This is a genomic window from Citrobacter sp. Cpo091, from assembly GCF_030332645.1.
GTDB lineage: Bacteria > Pseudomonadota > Gammaproteobacteria > Enterobacterales > Enterobacteriaceae > Citrobacter > Citrobacter portucalensis.
In genome coordinates, this window is sequence record NZ_JAOWHL010000028.1 from 413,460 (window position 1) to 430,811 (window position 17,352).

14 protein-coding genes are annotated in these 17,352 nt (G+C 51.3%); 6 read left to right on the forward strand and 8 right to left on the reverse strand.

The window, feature by feature from the left end; genetic code table 11:
- Positions 1-105: 105 nt before the first annotated feature.
- The 5 genes from OGY04_RS05500 to nifJ form a co-directional block, all read right to left on the reverse strand.
- The gene (locus OGY04_RS05500) at positions 106-348 is read right to left on the reverse strand and encodes a DinI family protein (protein ID WP_003840850.1); all 243 of its coding nucleotides are present in this window, start codon (positions 346-348) and stop codon (positions 106-108) included.
- Positions 349-534: 186 nt separating this feature from the next.
- Complete coding sequence (gene uspF / locus OGY04_RS05505) at positions 535-969, reverse strand: universal stress protein UspF (protein WP_003833207.1); 435 nt, start codon at positions 967-969, stop codon at positions 535-537.
- Between the two features lie 81 nt (positions 970-1,050).
- The gene (locus OGY04_RS05510; RefSeq protein ID WP_003833205.1) at positions 1,051-1,263 is read right to left on the reverse strand and encodes a KTSC domain-containing protein; all 213 of its coding nucleotides are present in this window, start codon (positions 1,261-1,263) and stop codon (positions 1,051-1,053) included.
- 147 nt (positions 1,264-1,410) lie between these two features.
- On the reverse strand, positions 1,411-2,538 hold the full coding sequence (gene ompC, locus OGY04_RS05515; RefSeq protein WP_149607272.1) for a porin OmpC: 1,128 nt from the start codon (positions 2,536-2,538) through the stop codon (positions 1,411-1,413).
- A gap of 367 nt (positions 2,539-2,905) precedes the next feature.
- Entirely contained in the window at positions 2,906-6,430 is a 3,525-nt protein-coding gene (gene nifJ, locus OGY04_RS05520; protein ID WP_103015383.1) for a pyruvate:ferredoxin (flavodoxin) oxidoreductase, read from the reverse strand.
- A gap of 274 nt (positions 6,431-6,704) precedes the next feature.
- On the opposite strand from nifJ, the gene OGY04_RS05525 reads away from it, so the two are divergent.
- Positions 6,705-6,971 carry a putative hemolysin gene (locus tag OGY04_RS05525; RefSeq protein WP_003833199.1) on the forward strand — a complete coding sequence of 89 codons (267 nt, stop codon included), beginning with the start codon at positions 6,705-6,707 and terminating at the stop codon, positions 6,969-6,971.
- Positions 6,972-6,984: 13 nt separating this feature from the next.
- Here the strand turns inward: OGY04_RS05525 and hslJ are convergent, their stop codons facing one another.
- Both hslJ and OGY04_RS05535 read right to left on the reverse strand, forming a co-directional pair.
- Complete coding sequence (gene hslJ, locus OGY04_RS05530; RefSeq protein WP_057069038.1) at positions 6,985-7,404, reverse strand: heat shock protein HslJ; 420 nt, start codon at positions 7,402-7,404, stop codon at positions 6,985-6,987.
- 112 nt (positions 7,405-7,516) lie between these two features.
- Positions 7,517-8,506 carry a 2-hydroxyacid dehydrogenase gene (locus OGY04_RS05535; RefSeq protein WP_003833196.1) on the reverse strand — a complete coding sequence of 330 codons (990 nt, stop codon included), beginning with the start codon at positions 8,504-8,506 and terminating at the stop codon, positions 7,517-7,519.
- A gap of 616 nt (positions 8,507-9,122) precedes the next feature.
- Between OGY04_RS05535 and OGY04_RS05540 the strand changes: the two genes are divergently transcribed.
- The 4 genes from OGY04_RS05540 (at position 9,123) to OGY04_RS05555 (ending at position 12,600) form a co-directional block, all read left to right on the forward strand.
- The gene (locus tag OGY04_RS05540; RefSeq protein WP_286584915.1) at positions 9,123-11,762 is read left to right on the forward strand and encodes a YdbH family protein; all 2,640 of its coding nucleotides are present in this window, start codon (positions 9,123-9,125) and stop codon (positions 11,760-11,762) included.
- Positions 11,759-11,950 (forward strand): YnbE family lipoprotein, encoded by a 192-nt coding sequence (locus OGY04_RS05545; protein ID WP_008784882.1) that lies wholly within the window; start codon positions 11,759-11,761, stop codon positions 11,948-11,950. Before OGY04_RS05540 ends, OGY04_RS05545 begins: the two co-directional genes overlap by 4 nt.
- Before the next feature lie 7 nt (positions 11,951-11,957).
- Positions 11,958-12,284, forward strand: coding sequence for a YdbL family probable chaperone protein (locus OGY04_RS05550; protein ID WP_111465513.1), 327 nt, complete (start codon positions 11,958-11,960; stop codon positions 12,282-12,284).
- Between the two features lie 124 nt (positions 12,285-12,408).
- Positions 12,409-12,600 carry a hypothetical protein gene (locus tag OGY04_RS05555; protein WP_008784880.1) on the forward strand — a complete coding sequence of 64 codons (192 nt, stop codon included), beginning with the start codon at positions 12,409-12,411 and terminating at the stop codon, positions 12,598-12,600.
- Positions 12,601-12,642: 42 nt separating this feature from the next.
- Here the strand turns inward: OGY04_RS05555 and azoR are convergent, their stop codons facing one another.
- Complete coding sequence (azoR, locus tag OGY04_RS05560; protein ID WP_003020341.1) at positions 12,643-13,248, reverse strand: FMN-dependent NADH-azoreductase; 606 nt, start codon at positions 13,246-13,248, stop codon at positions 12,643-12,645.
- A gap of 201 nt (positions 13,249-13,449) precedes the next feature.
- Here azoR and hrpA point away from each other — a divergent pair, with 201 nt between their 5' ends.
- Positions 13,450-17,352, forward strand: coding sequence for an ATP-dependent RNA helicase HrpA (gene hrpA, locus OGY04_RS05565; RefSeq protein ID WP_286584916.1), 3,903 nt, complete (start codon positions 13,450-13,452; stop codon positions 17,350-17,352).

Sequence of the window (17,352 nt, forward strand, 5' to 3'; positions counted from 1 at the left end):
GCAAGAGCATGGCTGCGGCCAACCGGCAAACATCCGATAGTGCGAGTATTGAATGATTGCCAGTCACAGCGGATGGTTCTTAAGCAATATGACGGTTCAAGGCGTTTAATCTGAAACCAGCCACATATCAGCCTCTTCAAACATTTCCTGCACAGTTCGGCTTATCTGTTCTTTCTCATGCTTGCTGGCGTCAGTATTGATCGCCGGCAGTGTCATCATCGGTTTAACCCGAACATCAGCATCGGGGAAGATCCGGTGAACCCTCTTAGTTAACTCGCCCAGAATGATATCTTTTGCACCGGGCAGACCATCAAAATTCCTTTTATCATAAACGAGTTCCACGAACATTGCTTATCGCTCTTTTAGCTGGATGTATATACAGTATTTATACTCTGTTTTTATCCGGGTTTCAAGAGAGGGCGTAATGATGTCACGACATAGCGATACTGAAATGGCCTTGTATGCTTCGATCAGGAATCGTGGGGAAAATGAGGGAGAAACAAAAAGCCCGCAGCGATGTGCGGGCCAGACAGCTTAGCGGACTACCAGTACCGAACACTCCGCGTGACGCACTACAGCCGCGGCGTTAGAGCCCAGCAGGTAGGTGGTGATGTCAGGTCGGTGTGAGGCAATAATGACCATATCGGCCGGTAATTTTTTGGCGATCTCCAGAATCTTATCTTTCGGCGCACCTTCTGCGACATGAACGTGCACTCTGTCCGTTGGGATATTGAACTTCTTGATAATCTCTTCCAGTTGAGATTTCGCTTCGGCTTTCAGATCGTCCATGGCCGGTAACTCTGCCGAGTAGGCCAGTCCCAGGGAAGCGTAATAGGGCAAGGACGGAATAACGGTCAAAAAATGAACCTGCGCATCGTCGATCTTTGCTTCTGCTTCAACATGGGCAATAACGCGTTGAGTTAATTCTGAGTCTGAAATATCGATGGGTACAAGAATCGTTCTGTTCATAAAACCTCCTGTTTAAGTATCCACGTAAAGCTTACCGCGTAATGGCACTTTATGTACAATGACAACGATCACATTTTGGCATCACTTTATTTTGATTTCAGGAAATTTTCCTTTTATTACCCCATCGTAAAATCGGCCTTTAGAGACCACGATCAGGAAATCACGAAAAATACGGGCAGGGACCTGCTGATATTGCAGGGTAGCCAACTGGTGAAAGCGAATTTCTAGCGTGCAAGAGGATTCGTCATAGCCGACGGATGCAATACGGGATGATTTTACAGGATGATGATTCATTGCAGGTATCCTCTACTACAGACCTTAATGCAAGATATCATCTATCAGAGATGTGTTTTAACGCAACAGATATAATGTTTTGAATGAGATAAAACAGAGTTACACAGAAAATAAGGATGGCCCGCCGTTGCCAGCGGGCTGACGAACTTAGAACTGGTAAACCAGGCCTACAGCAACTACGTCATCAGTAGAGATGTTTTTGCTGGTGTAGAAGCTATCGTCTTCATCCAGCAGGTTGATTTTGTAATCAACGTAGGTAGACATGTTTTTGTTGAAGTAGTAAGTCGCACCGATGTCTGCGTATTTAACCAGATCTTTGTCGCCGTCAGATCCGTTAGCGCCCAGATCCTGACCTTTAGACATCAGGAAGGAAACGGACGGACGCAGACCAAAGTCGAACTGGTACTGTGCAGTTACTTCGAAGTTCTGAGTTTTGTTGGCTACGCCGCTATCACCGTATGGAGTCATGTTGCGAGTTTCTGCATACATGGTTGCCAGATAGATGTTGTTCGCGTCGTATTTCATACCGACAGTCCAGGAATCAGCTTTGTCACCGCCAGCAACGTCGCCACCCGCAGTGGTCTGCTCGTTAGTACGGTCAGACGTGGTGTAAGCCGCACCGAAGCTTACGCCCATACCCAGATCGTAGGTAGAGGAGAGACCGAAGCCGTCACCGTTAGAGTTCTGAACGTTACGGCCAGTACCATTGCCGGTACCTTCCTGGTTGTATTCGTCGCTTTTCTGCTCGTTCGCACCCTGGTACTGCAGCGCGAAGTTCAGACCGTTCACCATACCGAAGAAGTCGGTGTTGCGGTAGGTTGCAACACCGTTTGCACGGCCGGTCATGAAGTTGTCGGCTTTGGTGTAAGAGTCGCCACCGAATTCTGGCAGCATATCGGTCCAACCTTCTACGTCGTACATAACGCCGTAGTTACGACCGTAGTCGAATGAACCGTAGTCGCCGAATTTCAGACCTGCAAAGGCCAGACGAGTAAAGTTGTTGCTGCGGTTGCTTTCAGTAGTGTTGGCATTTACCTGATATTCCCACTGGCCATAGCCGGTGAGCATATCGTTAATCTGAGTTTCGCCTTTGAAGCCGCCACGGAAATAAGTCTGATCGCCATCATTGCTGGCATCGTCAGAGAAGTAACGCAGACCATCAATTTTTCCGTAGAGATCTAATTTGTTGCCGTCTTTATTATAAACTTCTGCAGCGTGAGCAGCGCCTGCAGCCAGCAGGGCAGGAATTACGAGAGCCAGTACTTTTCTGTTCATTGAAATAATCCTTTAGTTTTTTTATTAACCTGTGACTACCCATGTAGGGAGTAAAAGCATGCTAAAGGAGAAGTTCCGTAAAGAGATAAATATGAATTGTTACGTCTTAAGTAAAACCTTAAACAAATAATTCTACGGAAATAGTGATAGTTGACATGAATGAGTTAATGAAAATATATATAAAATAAAAATTATACAATTGAATTTTGTTGGGCTATTCTGCGCGTGTTATATGCCTTTATTGTCACGTTTTATTTTTCGTTGGTATATTGATGACACTTATTAATTAGCCAGCGAATAAATTGACAAGCCCGAACAACTGTTCGGGCTTTTTTTTTGGTTCCGGGCTAATACTGAGAAAAACGTATTATTCGGTACCGCTCTTTTCCGCTTTGCCTGCCAGTTGGGCCAGGAAGTCGTAGCGTTTTTGCAAATCAGCCGTCGCATCCTTCCACAGCTGTTCTGCAACTTCTGGCTGTTGGGCGTTCAGGCGGCGGAAACGCTGCTCGTTAAGCAATGTTTCGGCCAGCGCATCTGACGGTGGGCGCGAGTCGAGCGCCAGCGGCAGCTTACCTTCGTCTGCTCGGCGTGGGTCAAAGCGGTACAGCGGCCAGAATCCGGTAGCCGTGAGTTGACGCATCTGATCGTGGCTTAGCGCGAGATCATAGCCATGCTCCTCACATGGGCTATACGCGATAATCAGCGACGGGCCGGGGTAGGATTCAGCTTCCTGGATAGCTTTGACCGTCTGATTCAACTGGGCGCCCAGAGAAATCTGTGCGACATAAACATGCCCGTACATCATCATGCTGACGCCAAGATCTTTGCGAGCCTTGCGCTTGCCATGCTCACCAAACTTGGTAACCGCCCCAAGCGGTGTGGCTTTCGACGCTTGTCCACCCGTGTTGGAGTAACACTGGGTATCCAGCACCAGAATATTGACGTTCTCGGTCAGACTCAGGACGTGATCCAGTCCGCCAAAACCAATATCATAAGCCCAGCCGTCGCCGCCAATCAGCCAGATGGACTTCTCGACCAGCGCGTCGGCATCGGTTAACAGTTGCTGTGCACCTTCGACATCTTTCAGATGCTGGCGCAGCGCAGCAACTTGCTCACGGCGTACTTCTGGCGTCGCTTCAGCATGCAGGGCGTCATTCAGTTCAGACGGAATATTATCCGCAAACTGCTCCAGCAAACGCATGACGCGCACACGGTGTTGATCCACCGTCAGGCGGAAGCCCAGACCAAACTCGGCGTTATCTTCGAACAGAGAGTTTGCCCACGCAGGTCCACGACCATTGACATCGGTCGTATACGGCGTTGAAGGGAGGTTACCGCCATAAATCGATGAACAGCCGGTCGCGTTAGCGATCAGCATGCGGTCGCCATACAGCTGCGTAAGCAGTTTGATATACGGTGTTTCACCACAACCAGAACAGGCGCCGGAATATTCAAACAGCGGAGTGATTAACTGCGAGGTACGGATATCAATGCGTTCAAGCTTGCTGCGGTCGATCTCCGGCAGATTGAGGAAGAAGTCATAGTTAACTTTTTCTTCTTCAACATGCTCAAGGCGCGACATCATATTGATGGCCTTGATTTCCGGGTTTTGGCGATCTTTTGCCGGGCAAACTTCGACACACAGATTACAGCCAGTGCAATCCTCTGGTGCAACCTGCAGTACATACTTCTGACCGCGCATATCGCGTGATTTCACATCCAAAGAATGCAGACTAGCAGGGGCGTTTTCCATCGCTTCAGGTGAAACCACTTTGGCGCGGATTGCCGAGTGCGGGCAAGCGGCAACGCAGTGGTTACACTGGGTACACAGTTCTTCCTTCCAGATGGGGATCTCTTCGGCGATATTGCGTTTTTCCCAACGCGTGGTGCCCATTGGCCAGGTACCGTCTGGCGGCAGCGCGGATACGGGGAGGGCATCACCCAGACCGGCGAGCATTGCCGCGGTGACGGTTTTCACGAAATCAGGTGCGGCATCAGAAACCACCGGTGGGCGGTTTGCGCTGTGCGGATCAACCGGCTGGAGTGCTACTTCGGCGACGGATTCGCGCGCCAGGGCCAGAGCCTGCCAGTTACGTTCAACCAGGTCCTGTCCTTTACTGCTGTAACTTTTCGCAATCGCCCCCTGCAATTCAGCCAACGCGCTGTCGCCGGGTAAGATTTGCGTCAAATGGAAGAAGGCCATTTGCATAACGGTGTTAATACGCGCTGCCAGACCGCATTCGCGGGCGATTTTGGCCGCATTAATCACGTAGAAATGGGCTTTCTTCTGATTCAGTACCGCCTGAACTTCCTGTGGCAGACGACCCCAGACTTCATCCACACTGTATGGCGTATTAAGCAGGAAGATACCGCCTGGTTTCAGGCGCTCGGCCATCTGATACTTATCGATAAATTGCAGCTGGTGACAGCCAACAAAATCGGCTTGTGAAACCAGATACGCTGATCGAATAGGCTGCTCGCTAACGCGCAGGTGGGAGACTGTCAGACCGCCTGCTTTTTTCGAGTCGTAGACGAAATAACCTTGCGCATACCATGGCGTCGAGTTACCAATAATTTTGATATTGTTTTTGGTGGCTGACACGCTACCGTCGCTGCCCAGCCCGTAAAACAGCGCTTCGAGCTTAGCCGTACCGGGCAGGGTGTTTTCCGGTAACGGTAGCGACAAGTTGGTGACATCATCATAGATACCGACCGTAAAGCGAGGTTTCGGCTTCGCGCTGCTCAGCTCATTAAAGACTGCCATCACGCAGTCTGGACCGAACTCTTTGGAAGAAAGGCCATAACGTCCGCCAATCACGCGCGGTAGCGTTTCTCGCTCGCCACAGTTAAAGGCTTCTGCTAACGCGGTCATTACGTCCAGATACAACGGTTCTGCCTGTGCGCCGGGTTCTTTGGTGCGATCCAGGACGGCGATGCTGCGTACGGTTTCCGGCAGCGCGCGCAGTAAATGTCTGGCAGAGAATGGACGGAACAGACGCACTTTCAGAACGCCAACTTTCTCGCCACGTGCCAGCAGATCTTCAACGACTTCTTCGCAGGTTCCAATCGCCGAGCCCATTAAGATAATGACGCGCTCAGCCTGAGGATGGCCGTAATATTCAAATGGCTGGTACTGGCGACCTGTCGCTGCGGCGAAATCGTTCATCGCCTGTTCTACATGATCGTAAACCGCGTTGTACCACGGGTTTGTTGCCTCGCGTGACTGGAAATAGGTGTCCGGGTTCGCAGACGTACCGCGAATAACCGGATGCTCAGGATTAAGCGCCCGAGCGCGATGAGCATCGATTTCCGCCTGCGGCATCAGTCCGAGGATCGTGTCGTCGGCCAGTGGCACAATTTTATTGATTTCATGGGATGTACGGAAACCATCAAAGAAATGAATAAACGGAACCCGGCTTTTCAGGGTGGCTATTTGCGAAATCAGCGCAAAGTCCTGTGCTTCCTGAACGCTGCTGGCACACAGCATCGCACATCCTGTCTGGCGCACCGCCATCACGTCGGAATGATCGCCAAAGATCGATAATGCGTGAGTTGCAATTGTACGAGCCGCAACGTGCAGTACAAACGGGGTCAACTGACCGGCCAGTTTGTACAGCGTTGGGATCATCAGCAACAGGCCCTGCGATGAGGTAAACGACGTAGAGAGCGCACCGGTCTGCAACGCGCCATGAACGGTTGCGATCGCGCCACCTTCTGACTGCATTTCTACGACGCGAGGGGTATCCCCCCACACGTTCTTAAGCCCGTTCCCGGCCCAGGCATCTGCCTGTTCAGCCATCGTCGAACTGGGCGTAATCGGGTAGATGGCGATAACCTCGCTGGTACGAAATGCGACTGAAGCAACCGCACCATTACCGTCAATTGTGATCATACTGACACCCTTACATTGCGCAAAAAGAGGGACACGCGTAACAGCGGCGAGTCCTGTAGTTATCTTTCTATTTTAGCAAAAGCGCTAAAGACAGATTTTCGCTTTTGTGTCCCTGGAATAAACAGAATGAATGGTTTGATCAAAGGAGCAGGCAAAAAATTGCCAGAAAATGTAAACAGTACGCATAAATGCGTATTTTGCCTCTCGACGGCGGTGTTTCCGCTGCCTATTATTTATGGCTGTGTCGTTTGGTTAATATTCAGAGGGGAGTAAGATGCGCGCAGCGTTTTGGGTAGGATGTGCCGCGTTATTATTATCGGCTTGTAGCAGCGAACCTGTTCAGCAGGCAACCGCCGCGCATGTCGCACCGGGCATGAAGGCAGCAATGTCCAGTTCAGGAGAAGCTAATTGCGCCATGATTGGCGGTTCGCTCTCTGTTGCTCGTCAACTGGATGGTTCTGCTATCGGGATGTGTGCGCTACCCAACGGCAAACGCTGTAGTGAGCAGTCGCTTGCCGCTGGAAGTTGTGGGAGCTATTAAGCCACCACGTTTCCTACATTAAATCCGCGAGTTTATACGTCAGCGTTTGTTCTGCTGTCGCCAGCGTTAACTGGTCAGCAGTCAGATCGACCTGTGCGCCTTGCTTAAACATTTCGCTGACGATCCCGTCGAGCGCGTTAAGCTGTGGATCGGCGCACATCATACGCGTCATCGCCATATCTTTTACCTTCAACTCACCGTCGGACAGCTTGCCCTGACCGCGGAATTGATTACACATCTTTCCTGATACCGTCATGTTTTCGCCAAAACTTAACTCAGGTGGGTTGTTGGTGGTGGTGACGGCTTTACCATTCACGCTTTGCAAAACGAAGCGGTGATGCTGCAACTGTTCGCGATTGACGGAAACTTTTCCATTGCTCACACAGCCAGCCATCAGCATGCTGAGCGCAATCAACGTGACAACTTTCTTCATTAAATTTCTCTACGTTTGTGACGGGAATACATTCAATATAATAATGATACTGACTGTTTTATCATCGGTGATTATCTGAAAATGCTCCCCTGACGCCAGGGGAGCACAGGAATTAGAAGAGGGCGTTTGGACAGGTCTCGCCTTTGGAGATTTGGGCCAGATTCTGTAGCGTAGTCTCAGAAATACTGGTCAACGCTTCAGCTGTCAGGAACGCCTGATGTCCGGTGAACAACACGTTATGACAGGCTGACAGACGACGGAACACATCATCCTGAATGACGTCATTGGATTTATCTTCAAAGAACAGATCGCGTTCGTTCTCATACACGTCCATACCCAGAGAACCAATTTTCTGGTTTTTCAGCGCATCGATAGCGGCTTGTGAGTCGATCAATGCACCACGACTGGTGTTAATGACCATCACGCCGTTTTTCATCTGTTCAAAGGCTTCGTGATTGAGCAGATGATAATTCTCCGGTGTTAACGGGCAGTGCAGAGAGATGACATCTGACTCGGCAAACAGCGTTTTAAGATCGACATATTCAACGCCTAGCTCCAGCGCAGCAGCGCTCGGGTAAGGATCGAACGCCAGCAGACGCATACCAAAACCTTTCAGGATCCGCAGTGCAGCAATACCGATTTTACCGGTACCGATCACCCCAGCGGTTTTGCCATACATAGTAAAACCGGTCAGCCCCTCAAGAGAGAAATTGGCATCACGGGTACGCTGGTAGGCGCGGTGAATTCGGCGATTCAGCGTCATCATCATGCCAATCGCATGCTCAGCGACGGCCTCTGGTGAATAAGCTGGAACACGAACCACCTGCAGACCCAGCTCTTTTGCTGCGTCGAGATCGACGTTATTGAACCCGGCACAACGCAGCGCAATGTATTTCACGCCATGCTTTTTCAGTTCTTCCAGAACGGGGCGGCTGCCATCGTCGTTGACGAAAATGCACACAGCTTCACAGCCATGGGCGGTTTTCGCTGTTTTTTCCGTCAACAGAAAGTCAAAGAATTCAAGTTCAAAACCAAAAGCCTCGTTAACCTGCTGCAGATACTTCTTGTCGTACTGTTTTGTACTATAGATGGCGAGTTTCATAAGACTTTCTCCAGTGATTTTGACGTCACATTAATCCAATTCAAATTATTTTACAAAATCTAAAAAGTTATTGATAGTCATAGGCGTAATGAATAATTTCAGCGTATCTGTTGTTAGTGTGGGCAGGTTACACAATTTCAACAACTGGATATTTTTCTATCCAACTCAACACCTGAATATCGCGGCAGGTAAAAAGCCAGCCGAATCACATCCGGACAGCTACGCTTATACAGGTAGCAATTATCGGGAGGGGTTATGCTGACTCACTCTGAAGCAAAACGATGGGCCACCCTAATGCTCAAGGCGGCATTATGCGATGGTATGAAACCTGATGAGATTTCCCGGCAGGTACATCTGGTCTGCGATCATCATGGTAGGGAGTGCCTCGAAGAACTCATTGAGGAAATTCTGATAGAAGCAGGTCGTATCGGACCTAAACATAGCGATGGACAACTTAGGCCTCATTGAGTCTGAATCTTAATATCCCAGACGGCACGTGTAACAGCGTGCCTAGAAATCGGTTATCTATCCTTAATGTGGGCATATCCAGTTAAACATGCCACAATACAGGCCTAAACCGGCTTAAATTTTTGCTAAATCAGGATATTAACTACCCATGAAGGGTAAATATAAAGCCGTTCTGGCACTCCTCTTATTATTGATTCTCGTGCCGCTGACGCTAGTGATGACGCTTGGCCTGTGGGTGCCTACGTTGGTGGGTATCTGGTTACCCGTTGGAACACGCATCGCGCTGGATGAGAGCCCGCGGCTGACACGGCATGGGTTGCATATACCTGAACTCCGCTATCTGGTTGAAGATTGCCCGCTAGCACGCATCACTCAGGCGGATCTGTCTCACCCCAGCCGCTGGGCGCTGAATGTCGGGACCATTGAGTTGGATTCAGCTTGCCTGGCCAAATTGCCGCAGGCAGAGCCGTCGCCAGCAGCGCCTAAAACGCTGGCTGAATGGCAGTCAATGCTGCCCAATACCTGGATTAACATCGACAAACTTATTCTTTCTCCATGGCAGGAATGGCAGGGAAAACTGTCACTCTCGCTCACTCCCGCTACTCAACAGCTGCGTTACCAGGGTGAAAAAGTTAAATTTCAGGGGCGTTTGCACGGGCAAAACCTCACGGTAACGGAGCTGGATGTTGTGGCATTTGAAGGCCAGCCGCCGGTAAAACTGGTTGGTGAATTTACTATGCCACTGGTGCCCGATGGACTACCGGTAAGCGGTCATGCGGTTGCGACGTTAAGTCTGCCGCAAGAGCCTACGCTTGTGGACGCCGAACTGGAGTGGCAAGAAAACAGCGGACAACTGATCGTCATGGCGCGTGATAATGCCGATCCGCTGCTTGACCTTCCGTGGGAAATAACACGTCAGCAACTGACCATCAGCGACGGACGCTGGAACTGGCCTTATCAGGGATTCCCCTTAAGCGGGCGGTTGGGCATAAAAGTTGAAAACTGGCAGGCCGGACTGGAAAACGCGGTGGTGAGCGGGCGTCTGAACGTTCTGACGCATGGCGACGCCGGTAAAGGAAATGCCGTATTAACGCTGGGGCCGGGTAAGCTTGGCATGGATAGTAGCGAGATGCCGCTACAGTTGACCGGTGAAGCGAAACAGGGCGATCTGATCTTCTACGCGAAATTACCCGCCAGACTCACTGGAAGTCTGAACGATCCGCAATTGGCTTTTGAGCCAGGAGCGCTGCTGCGCTCACGTGGGAGGGTGATTGATTCGCTGGATATTGACGAGATTCGCTGGCCGCTGGCAGGCGTAAAAGTCACGCAACGTGGTGTGGATGGGCGTCTGCAGGCTATTTTACGTGCGCATGAAAACCAGATGGGGGGCTTTGAACTGCATCTGGATGGCCTGGCAAATGATTTTCTTCCTGATGCCGGCCGTTGGCAGTGGCGATATTGGGGGGAAGGCAGCTTTACGCCGATGCATGCCCGTTGGGACGTAGCGGGTAAGGGAGAATGGCATGACAACACCCTGAAGCTATTTGATCTTTCTACCGGATTTGATCATCTGCAATACGGCACGATGAAGGTGGAAAATCCGCGTCTGGTGATGGACGAACCGATAGTTTGGGTGCGGGATGCAACCAAACCGAGATTTAGCGGCGCGCTGTCGCTGGACGCAGGAAACACCACCTTCACCGGGGGAAGCGTGTTACCACCATCGACGCTGAAGTTCAGCGTGGAAGGTAGCGATCCGACAATTTTCCAGTTCAAAGGCCAGCTTCACGCGGGGGCGATTGGGCCCGTACAGCTGAATGGTCGTTGGGACGGTATCCGTCTGCGCGGACAGGCATGGTGGCCAAAACAATCGCTTACCGTATTCCAACCTCTGGTTCCACCTGACTGGAAAATGAAGCTACGTGAAGGTGATCTGTATGCGCAGGTCGCGTTTTCGGCAGCCCCGGAGCAGGGCTTTGAAGCAGGCGGTCATGGGGTGTTAAAAGGCGGTAGCGCCTGGATGCCCGATAACCAAATCAACGGTGTCGATTTTGTATTGCCTTTCCGGTTCAGTGAAGGCGCATGGCAACTGGGTACGCGTGGACCTATTTCACTGCGTATTGCGGAAGTGGTGAATCAGGTGACGGTGAAGAATATCGCCGCCGATTTGCAGGGGGCGTACCCCTGGAGTGAAAACAACCCGTTACTGTTGAGCGATGTCAGTGCCGACCTGCTGGGTGGCAAAATCATCATGCAGCAACTGCGGATGCCGCAGCACGACCCGGCCTTATTGCGGGTGCAAAATATCTCTTCCAGCGAGCTTATCAGTGCGGTTAACCCCAAACAGTTCGCCATGTCTGGCCCGGTCAGTGGTGCGTTGCCATTATGGCTGGATAACGAAAAATGGATCATTAAAGACGGCTGGTTGACTAATCCAGGGCCGATGACGTTGCGTATTGATAAGGACACAGCGGATGCGGTCGTCAAAGATAACATGGCGGCGGGGGCGGCCATTAACTGGCTGCGTTATATGGAAATAAGCCATTCGTGGACGAAAATAAATCTGGATAACCTCGGTGTCTTAACCATGCAGTCAACCGTGACTGGCAATAGTCGGGTAGATGGCAAAGTAGGTACGGTTAATTTGAATTATACCCACGAGGAAAACGTCTTTACGCTATGGCGCAGTTTGCGTTTTGGCGACAATTTACAGGCATGGCTTGAACAAAATGCAGCGCTGCCGGAAACCCATTGCCCGGAAGGCAAGGAATGTGAGGAACAACAATGAAAACGATAGCTGCCATGCTGGGTCTGCTGACTTCATCTCTGCTGGTAGGATGTACTCCCAGAATCGAAGTGGCTGCGCCAAAAGAGCCCATCACCATTAATATGAACGTCAAAATTGAGCATGAGATCCATATCAAAGTTGATAAAGACGTCGAAAGTTTATTGAAATCGCGCAGCGATTTGTTCTGAGGTCATGATGAGAAAACAGTTTGCAGTGGCGCTGGTCGTCCTAAGTTTACTCAGCAGCAATACGTGGGCATTGACCCTGAATGAAGCCAGAACTCAGGGGCGAGTAGGGGAAACGCTCAATGGCTATCTGGTTGCATTGAAAACCGATGCCGAAACGCAGGCGCTGGTGAGTGAGATTAATAAAGCGCGCAACGCCAGCTATCAGCAACTGGCTGAGAGCAATAATATTCCGCCAGATGAAGTGGCAAAAATGGCCGGGCAAAAGCTGGTTGCTCGTGCTAAACCGGGAGAGTATGTGCAGGGTATTAATGGTAAGTGGTTGAGAAAAGAGTAAATCGCTTTTTCACACAGCCAGAGTGACACGACGCTGGATTATTCATCGACATCGCAATAGTTGCCACACGGCATAAAATGGATGCTGATATAGTCCAACACCGGTCGCGTCGTAGGGTGAAATCATGTGGCTTCTCAAGTGGTATGTCTGGAATCGTTGGGTATTCAAGCTGTTAAGCCGGGATGTCGCGGAGCCTGAACAATTTTTGCTTCATTGCTGGGAAGAGAATCTGGCGAAATGCAGGGATTATGCAACCATCTGGCGTGATATTAATCGCATTCACGGCAAACAGATACAGATGCAGGGAAAGAAGTAAGTGTGGAGAAACCCTCCCACCGGATGGTGAGAGGGGGAATTATCAGGCAGCTACCACGCTGTCGATAGCGGCTTTCGCATCGGACTGTGCTTTAGACGCCACTTCCGGGCCGTAAGCAATACCTTCAGCGAAGACGACATTCACGTCGGTGATGCCGATAAAGCCCAGGAATACGTTCAGGTACGGCGTGATCAGGTCGGTTGGTGTGTCTTTATGGATACCACCACGGCTGGTCAGCACCACCGCGCGTTTACCTGTCACCAGACCTTCCGGGCCTTTCTCGGTATAACGGAAAGTCACACCTGCACGGGCAATCAGGTCAAAGTAGTTTTTCAGCTGCGTTGGGATGTTGAAGTTGTACATCGGCGCGGCGATAACAATCACATCATGCGCTTTCAGCTCAGCAATCAGCTCATCGGACAGCGCCAACGCTTCTTGCTGACGCGGCGTCAGCGGTGTATCGCTCGGGCGCATCGCACCCACCAGTTCGCCATCCAGTACCGGTACAGGATTTGCAGCCAGGTCGCGGACAGTGATTTCATCAGCAGAGTGCTTTTCACGCCACTGTTCAACAAAATAATCAGACAACTGACCAGACTGAGAGTACCCTGCCAGAATACTGGATTTAAGAACTAATACCTTGCTCATGGGTGTTTCCTTTTATGTGTTTGAAGGGGTAGTGCCCCGTTGCTTGTTGACACTTTATTCACAATCCTGTCGCAGTGATAGCGCAATATATCGAATCCTATGTTCGAAATTATTGAACAACACATGAAAAGCGCCGATGTGGTACTCTATACCCATCATCTAAAAGAGATTTAACCCGGCAGAGCACTGCCTTTTAACGCTATGACAGAACAACAAAAATTAACCTTCAACATGTTGCAGCAACAGCTGGGCTCACTGATGCTGCGTGACAGACAGCGTTTTGCCCGCCGCCTGCACGGTGTGAAGAAGGTTAAAAATCCTGATGCACAACAGGCCATTTACCAGGAGATGGCGAAAGAGATTGAGCTGGCAGCCGGTAAAGTTGTGCTGCGTGAAGCGGCGCGTCCGGAAATTAGCTACCCGGAAAACCTGCCCGTCAGCCAGAAAAAACAGGATATTCTGGAGGCTATTCGCGACCATCAGGTGGTGATTGTCGCCGGTGAGACCGGTTCGGGGAAAACCACCCAGTTACCCAAAATATGTATGGAACTGGGGCGCGGGGTAAAAGGGCTGATAGGCCATACCCAGCCGCGTCGTCTGGCGGCGCGCACCGTGGCGAACCGTATTGCGGAAGAGCTGCAGACCGAACCGGGCGGCTGTATCGGTTATAAGGTACGTTTCAGCGATCATGTCAGTGATAACACCATGGTCAAGCTGATGACGGACGGTATCCTGCTGGCAGAAATCCAACAGGATCGGCTGCTAATGCAGTACGACACCATCATCATCGATGAAGCGCATGAACGCAGTCTGAATATCGATTTTCTGCTCGGCTATTTGAAAGAACTTCTACCGCGTCGCCCGGATCTAAAAATTATCATCACTTCGGCGACCATCGATCCTGAACGTTTTTCAAAGCATTTCAATAACGCGCCGATTATCGAAGTCTCCGGCCGAACGTATCCGGTGGAAGTGCGCTATCGTCCAATTGTTGAAGATGCAGATGACACTGAGCGTGACCAACTGCAGGCAATTTTTGATGCCGTAGATGAACTGGGGCGTGAAGGGCCTGGCGACATTCTGATCTTCATGAGCGGCGAACGTGAAATTCGCGATACCGCCGATGCGCTGAATAAGCTGGATTTGCGCCATACCGAAGTGCTACCGCTGTATGCGCGTCTTTCAAACAGCGAACAGAACCGCGTGTTCCAGTCGCACAGCGGTCGCCGTATCGTGCTGGCGACCAACGTGGCGGAAACGTCGCTGACCGTTCCGGGAATCAAATACGTAATTGACCCGGGCACCGCGCGTATCAGCCGTTACAGTTACCGCACCAAAGTTCAGCGCTTGCCGATTGAACCGGTGTCGCAGGCCTCTGCTAACCAGCGTAAAGGTCGCTGCGGTCGTGTTTCGGAAGGGATCTGTATTCGTCTGTATTCCGAAGACGATTTCCTGTCGCGCCCGGAGTTTACCGACCCGGAGATCCTGCGTACCAACCTGGCATCCGTTATTTTGCAGATGACCGCGTTGGGGCTGGGCGATATCGCGGCGTTCCCGTTTGTTGAAGCGCCGGATAAGCGCAATATTCAGGACGGTGTACGCCTGCTCGAAGAGCTGGGGGCGATAACCACCGACGAACAGGCAACCGCATACAAGTTAACGCCGTTGGGCCGTCAGCTGTCGCAACTTCCGGTGGACCCACGGCTGGCGCGAATGGTGCTGGAAGCACAAAAACATGGTTGTGTGCGCGAAGCGATGATCATCACCTCAGCGCTGTCCATTCAGGATCCGCGCGAGCGCCCGATGGACAAGCAGCAAGCTTCCGACGAGAAGCACCGCCGCTTCCATGACAAAGAGTCTGATTTTCTTGCATTTGTGAACCTGTGGAACTATCTCGGCGAGCAGCAAAAAGCGCTGTCGTCAAACCAGTTCCGTCGCCAGTGCAAACTTGATTTTCTGAACTACCTGCGCGTGCGTGAGTGGCAGGATATCTACACGCAACTGCGCCAGGTGGTGAAAGAGCTGGGTATTCCGGTCAACAGCGAACCTGCTGAATATCGGGAGATCCACGTCGCGTTGCTGACCGGTTTACTGTCGCACATCGGGATGAAAGATACCGATAAGCAGGAGTTTACCGGGGCGCGTAACGCTCGCTTCTCGATCTTCCCGGGGTCAGGTTTATTCAAAAAACCGCCGAAGTGGACGATGGTCGCGGAGCTGGTGGAAACCAGCCGCCTGTGGGGACGTATTGCCGCGCGTATCGATCCCGAATGGGTGGAACCGGTAGCCCAGCATCTGATCAAACGTTCATACAGTGAATCGCACTGGGAACGCGCGCAGGGTGCTGTGATGGCGACAGAAAAAGTCACCGTCTACGGCTTACCGATTGTTGCGGCCCGTAAGGTGAATTACAGCCAGATCGATCCCGCGTTGTCGCGTGAACTGTTCATTCGTCATGCGCTGGTGGAAGGCGACTGGCAAACGCGCCATGCGTTTTTCCGTGACAATCTGAAGTTACGGGCTGAAGTGGAAGAGTTAGAGCACAAATCACGCCGTCGCGACATTCTGGTCGATGATGAGACGCTGTTTGAGTTTTACGACCAACGCATCAGCCATGACGTGGTTTCTGCTCGTCACTTTGATAGCTGGTGGAAAAAGGTCAGCCGTGAAACGCCGGATCTGCTCAACTTTGAAAAGAGCATGCTTATCAAAGAGGGTGCGGAGAAAATCAGTAAGCTGGATTATCCGAACTTCTGGCATCAGGGTAACCTTAAGCTGCGCCTGAGCTACCAGTTCGAACCTGGAGCCGATGCGGACGGTGTGACCGTACATATTCCACTCCCGCTGCTTAATCAGATCGAAGAGAGCGGTTTTGAATGGCAAATCCCGGGGCTGCGCCGCGAACTGGTGATCGCCCTGATTAAGTCGTTGCCAAAACCGGTACGACGCAACTTTGTGCCCGCGCCGAACTATGCGGAAGCGTTTTTAGGCCGCGTCACACCGCTGGAACTGCCGCTGCTGGACTCGCTGGAGCGTGAACTGCGCCGAATGACCGGCGTTACCGTTGACCGTGAAGACTGGCACTGGGATCAGGTGCCCGATCACCTAAAAATCACCTTCCGGGTGGTGGATGATAAAAATAAGAAGCTACAGGAAGGACGTTCGCTGCAAGATTTGAAGGATGCGCTGAAGGGTAAAGTTCAGGAAACATTGTCTGCGGTGGCTGATGACGGCATCGAACAGAGCGGGTTGCACATCTGGAGCTTCGGTCAACTTCCGGAAAGTTACGAACAAAAACGCGGTAACTATAAGGTGAAAGCGTGGCCGGCGCTGGTCGATGAGCGTGACAGCGTTGCCATCAAACTGTTTGATAATCCGTTGGAACAACAGCAGGCGATGTGGTGCGGTTTACGCCGCCTGTTGCTGCTGAATATTCCTTCGCCAATCAAATATTTGCATGAGAAGCTGCCCAATAAAGCCAAGCTGGGGCTGTACTTTAACCCATACGGTAAAGTTCTGGATTTGATTGACGACTGTATCTCCTGCGGTGTGGATCAGTTAATTGACGCCAACGGTGGCCCGGTGTGGACTGAAGAAGGCTTTACCGCGCTGCATGAGAAAGTGCGGGCTGAACTGAACGATACGGTGGTGGAGATTGCGAAGCAGGTCGAACAGATCCTGACCGCAGTGTTTAATATCAATAAACGTCTGAAAGGGCGCGTGGATATGACCATGGCGCTGGGTCTCGCGGATATCAAATCGCAAATGGGCGGACTGGTGTATCGCGGGTTTGTTACCGGCAATGGTTTCAAACGCTTGGGCGATACGTTGCGTTATTTGCAGGCTATTGAAAAACGTCTGGAAAAACTGGCTATCGACCCGCACCGTGACCGTGCACAGATGCTGAAAGTGGACAGTGTGCAGCAGGCCTGGCAGCAGTGGTTCAATAAACTGCCTCCCGCGCGCCGTCAAGATGCCGATGTCAAAGAGATCCGCTGGATGATAGAAGAGCTGCGCGTCAGCTATTTTGCCCAGCAGTTTGGTACGCCGTATCCGATATCCGATAAACGTATTCTGCAGGCGATGGAGCAGATTTCGGGATAA